The organism is Polaromonas sp. P1_E1_2, assembly GCF_056406035.1.
In genome coordinates this window covers 1-4,315 of sequence record NZ_JBFUAZ010000369.1, presented here as the reverse complement: position 1 = coordinate 4,315, position 4,315 = coordinate 1, and the positions used below count along the sequence as shown (strand labels likewise).

Here is a 4,315-nt window from a genome sequence, read left to right as displayed (position 1 = left end):
CGGCCACCACCATCCCGCCGTTTGCCTTTCGCACCAACACAACCACCATCGGTGTGGTGCTGAACGTGCCGCTGTTCGCCGGTTTTGCGACGCAAAACCGCGTGCGCGAAACCCTCTCGCTGAAAGACAAGGCGCAAAGCGACCTTGAAGGTGCGCGCCGCACCGTGGCCCAGGCCACGCGCACGGCCTATTTCGGCGTGCTGTCGGGCCAGGGCCAGGTCAAGGCGCTGGAAGCCGCCGAGCTGTCAAGCCAGAGCGCACTGGATGCCAACAAGCTGGGTTACCAGGTCGGCGTCCGCATCAACATCGATGTCCTCAACTCGCAGAGCCAGCTGTTCCAGACCAAACGCGACCTGGCCAAGGCGCGCTACGACGTGCTGTTGGGCGACCTGAAACTGCGCCAGGCCAATGGCACGCTGACACCGGAAGACCTGCAAAAAATCAACGCACTGCTGGCCAGGTAAATCGCGGTACGCTTCACAACACTCCAACAAAGGCCCGGCCCGGGGCCAGAATTTCCATGTTGATGCCCGCACACAATCCCCTGCCCTTGCCGATAGAGGCTGAACGCGTGACCGATGCGCCGGTACACATCCCCAAAGGCCCCAGCTTCGAGCTGATCGAGGAAACCACCTGGGAAGAACTCAAGCGCGCGGGACGCCAGCAACCGTTTGACAAACCCGTGCTGGTCAAGGGCGGCATCCATCACTGGCCGGCCTGGAAAAAATGGTCGTTTGAATTCCTCGCCGACGTCTGTGCCGGCAAGGGCGCCGAGGTGCCGGTCAAGTTTACCGATGGCCTGGTCGAACAGGGCGTGACCAAGGGCCGCCCCTTCCTTCCGGTTGCGCCCTACCTGCGGGAACTCGGCAAGGCGGCGCAACGCACGCCGGACCCCATGGCAGGTCTGCTGCCCAAGCCGGTGCGGGACAGCTACAAACCCGGCGAGCGCTTTCACCTGAACTGGGCCCACATGCAGTCGTTCAAGCCGACGACCTTGTACCTGGCGCAGTGGGACATCCTCGAAAAATACCCCGAGCTGCGGCGCGACCTGCTCATCAAGAGCCTGTGGCCCGGCCGCATGACCTGGGAATACGTGTTCATGGGCCCGGCCAATACCGTGACCGGCCTGCACAACGATTTCCCGCACAACTGGTTTGTGCAACTCCAGGGCGTCAAGGAGTTCATCCTTTTCTCACCCGACCAGCGCCAGCACATGTGCCCGGCCGCCAAATACGACTGGGGTGCCACGCTGAGTGACATCAACGTCTCGCGCCTGCCCGAGCAAGTCCGCGAACTCGCCTCCTTCGAAAAAGCCCATGGCTACCACGCCCGCGTTGAAGCCGGCGATGCCCTGTTCATCCCCAAGCGAACCTGGCATTCAGTGGTGTCAGTGGAGCCCTCCATCAGCCTGGGCATGTTTGGCCTGACGCCTTATGAAGTGGCGACCGGCGGCGCCTGGGCCACGCTGCGCGACTGGGCGCATCACCTGCGCCTTTATGCCTGGGGCAACTGCACTTGTCATCAGGTACTGAAGTAGCCCCCAAGCTCCCACTTCGTGTGGCTACCCCCCCCGACGGGCCGCTGCGCCTGCGGTCTGGCAAAGCCAGTCCCGCGGCCCCGGCCTGAAAGGGGAAATCCGTGCTCGCTAGATACTAGATGAGTGTCAGGATGACGTAGGTGCCGAAACCGAAGAGGCACGCGGCCATGAAGAGCAGCATCCAGAACCAGATCGGTACCCGTAGTTTGGTTTTGGATGGTTCGGTCATGGTGTGGCCTTACTTCGCTGGGGCTGCCAAAAAGCTCTCGAGCGCACTCACCGTCTTCACCGTGGCGCCCCGATTGCGGTCGGCGAAGGCCAACCCGGCCGCCACGGAGGCTGCGCGTGCTTCGGGTTTGTCCATCAGCTTTCGGGCGGCACGCACGCCCTGCTCCATGTCGACCACACGCCGGGCTGCACCGCCCTCGATGGCCAGCTCGGCGGCTTCGGTGAAGTTGAAGGTATGGGGGCCCATCACGACCGGGCAGCCACAGGCAGCCGCCTCGATCAGGTTTTGCCCGCCCAGCGGCGCGAAGCTGCCGCCCAGCAAGGCGACATCGCTCATCGCGTAATACAGCGCCATTTCACCCAGCGAGTCGCCCAGCCACACATCCGCATGCAGCGCATCGTCGTTCACGGCCGGACCGCCCGCCGTATCGGGCCAGTGCGAGCGGCGCGAGACGCGCAGGCCGTGCTGCTGCACCAGAGCCTCCACCTCATTGACGCGTTGCGGGTGGCGCGGCACCAGCAACACCCTGAACTGGCTTCCCGGCCCCTCCTTGTGTGCTTCTGCCTGCAATTCATTTGCTACAGAATTGATAGCTTGTTGCGCCCGTTCAGATTGGGCTGTGGCACTTAATTGCTTTAAAAATTCCTGCTCTTCGCCTTCACGTGAGCTGGCAAACATAAGCACCGGAAGTCCGAGCGTCCGGCGCCAGACCTTGCCTTTTTCCAGCTGGGCRTCGTCGGGCGAAGCGTCAAATTTGAGGTTGCCGAACACGCCGCTCACCGCAGCACCCGCCTGGCGAAAGCGCCGGGCGTCGTCATCGGTCTGGGCATACACCGCAGACAACGCCGCGTAAGCCGGAAACGACAGCGGCGACATTTTCAGCGCCTGCTGCAGGGATTTTTCGGACAGCCTGCCATTGACCAGCACCAGCGGCATGGCACGTGCCTGGGCTGCGGCCACCATGTTGGGCCAGATCTCGGTTTCCATCAGCAGGCCCAAGCGTGGCTTGAAGTGGCCAAAAAACCGCGCCACTGCGCCCGGGCTGTCCCAGGGCTGCCATACCTGCACGTCGCCGGGCTGCAGCAGGGCCACGCCCTCGGCACGTCCGGTGGCCGTGCCGTGCGTCAGCAAAATACGCAAGCCGGGGTGTTGCGCGCGCAGCGCCTTGAGCAGCATGGCCGCCGTGCGCGTTTCGCCGAGCGAAACGGCATGCAGCCAAACCAGCTCAGAGGCGGTTTCCACCGGCTGGGTGTAGTGGCCAAACCGTTCCTGCACCGCCTGAAGGTAGCCGGGCTCCTGCCTGCCGCGGCGCGCCAATTTGCGGCGCAGCAGCGGCTGACCCAGCCACATCAGAAGCGAATAAAGTTTCAGGGCCAGCGCACTCATTTCGCCCCGCCGGCACGGGTGGGGCTGCTCACCGCCCAGCAAGCCAGCCAGGCCTGCCAGACGGTTTCCACCGTGGGTGCCGGGCGCGCAAACACGCTGACCTGCCGCCCCCCGTGGCCAAGGGTGCCGGGGCCGGTGCGCCACGCCGTGTCGAAGTTGTAGATCTGCACATGCGGCAAATCCAGCGCCACGGCAATATGGCTGACACCGCTGTCGACACCAATGACACCGGCGCACTGCGCCAGCGCTTCAGTGAGCGCGTCGAGCGGCAGCAGCGGCAGCACCAGGGCGCTGTCCGCGGCGGTTTTGGTCAGCGCCTGCGCAATGGCCTGGCTGGTGGCCAGCTCGTGTGCGTTGCCGTGCGCCAGTGCCACCGGGTAGCCGGCCGCATGGAGGCGCCGCCCCAGCGTGATCCAGTGGTCCAGCGGCCACTCCTTGTCGGCGCGCGAGGTGCCGTGGACCAGTACCACCCGGCCTTTCGACGCTGCAGGTGCTATCTTTTCAGTAGCTGCTTGCGCCCGTCTCTCAAGGGCTGCAGGTATTTTTAATCCAAAATCCGGCGCTCCTTTCGGGGCGTAGCCCAGCGCACGCGCCGCCAGCTCCCGTGAGCGCTGCACCGCGTGAATATGCGGTGTGAGGGTGATGGCCACGTCAGCCACCCATCGCGTAGGTGCCTCATAGCCCGAGCCCTCGGTCTGGTTGGCCAGGGCATAGCGCTTGCCGCCGGGCGCCACCGTGGCAAGCCGCGCTACCAGCGCCGACTTGGTTAAGCCCTGCAAGTCAATGACGGTGTCATAGGCTTCACGTTGAAGGTCCCGCTGGAAGGCACGCCATTCGTTTCGCGTGGCCAGCGTCCAGAATGATTTGCGCCAGCGCCGGATCTCACAGGGAATCACGCGGTGCAAGCCCTTGTGGCGCGCCAGCAGCGGCGCAAATGATTTTTCCACCACCCAGTCAATGCGCGCGTCCGCAAGCGCGGCGTGGATGTCCTGCACCACCGGCAGGGTGTGCACCACGTCGCCCAGGGAGGACAGCTTGACCAGGAGAATTTTCATGAGGTATTTTAGGCCCCCACGGTCGTTCGCTTCGCGTAACTCCCTGCCCCCCGAGGGGGCCGCCCGCCTGTGGCCCGGCAAAGCCGAAAAACTGGCACACCCCTATCG

Annotated in this window: 4 protein-coding genes; 2 read left to right on the top strand and 2 right to left on the bottom strand. The window is 64.3% G+C overall.

Features of this window, described 5'->3' with window-relative positions; translation table 11 throughout:
• Both AC1D1P_RS15830 and AC1D1P_RS15825 read left to right on the top strand, forming a co-directional pair.
• Positions 1 to 464: TolC family protein (locus AC1D1P_RS15830; protein WP_477673633.1), on the top strand; the 464-nt coding region annotated here is incomplete at its 5' end.
• Positions 465 to 526: 62 nt separating this feature from the next.
• Positions 527 to 1,537 (top strand): cupin-like domain-containing protein, encoded by a 1,011-nt coding sequence (locus AC1D1P_RS15825; RefSeq protein WP_477668058.1) that lies wholly within the window; start codon positions 527 to 529, stop codon positions 1,535 to 1,537.
• Positions 1,538 to 1,775: 238 nt separating this feature from the next.
• Here AC1D1P_RS15825 and AC1D1P_RS15820 read toward each other — a convergent pair whose 3' ends face one another.
• Positions 1,776 to 3,152, bottom strand: a complete 1,377-nt coding sequence (locus AC1D1P_RS15820) for a 3-deoxy-D-manno-octulosonic acid transferase (protein ID WP_477673632.1) — start codon at positions 3,150 to 3,152, stop codon at positions 1,776 to 1,778.
• Complete coding sequence (waaC, locus tag AC1D1P_RS15815; RefSeq protein ID WP_477673631.1) at positions 3,149 to 4,207, bottom strand: lipopolysaccharide heptosyltransferase I; 1,059 nt, start codon at positions 4,205 to 4,207, stop codon at positions 3,149 to 3,151. Before waaC ends, AC1D1P_RS15820 begins: the two co-directional genes overlap by 4 nt.
• Positions 4,208 to 4,315 lie beyond the last annotated feature (108 nt).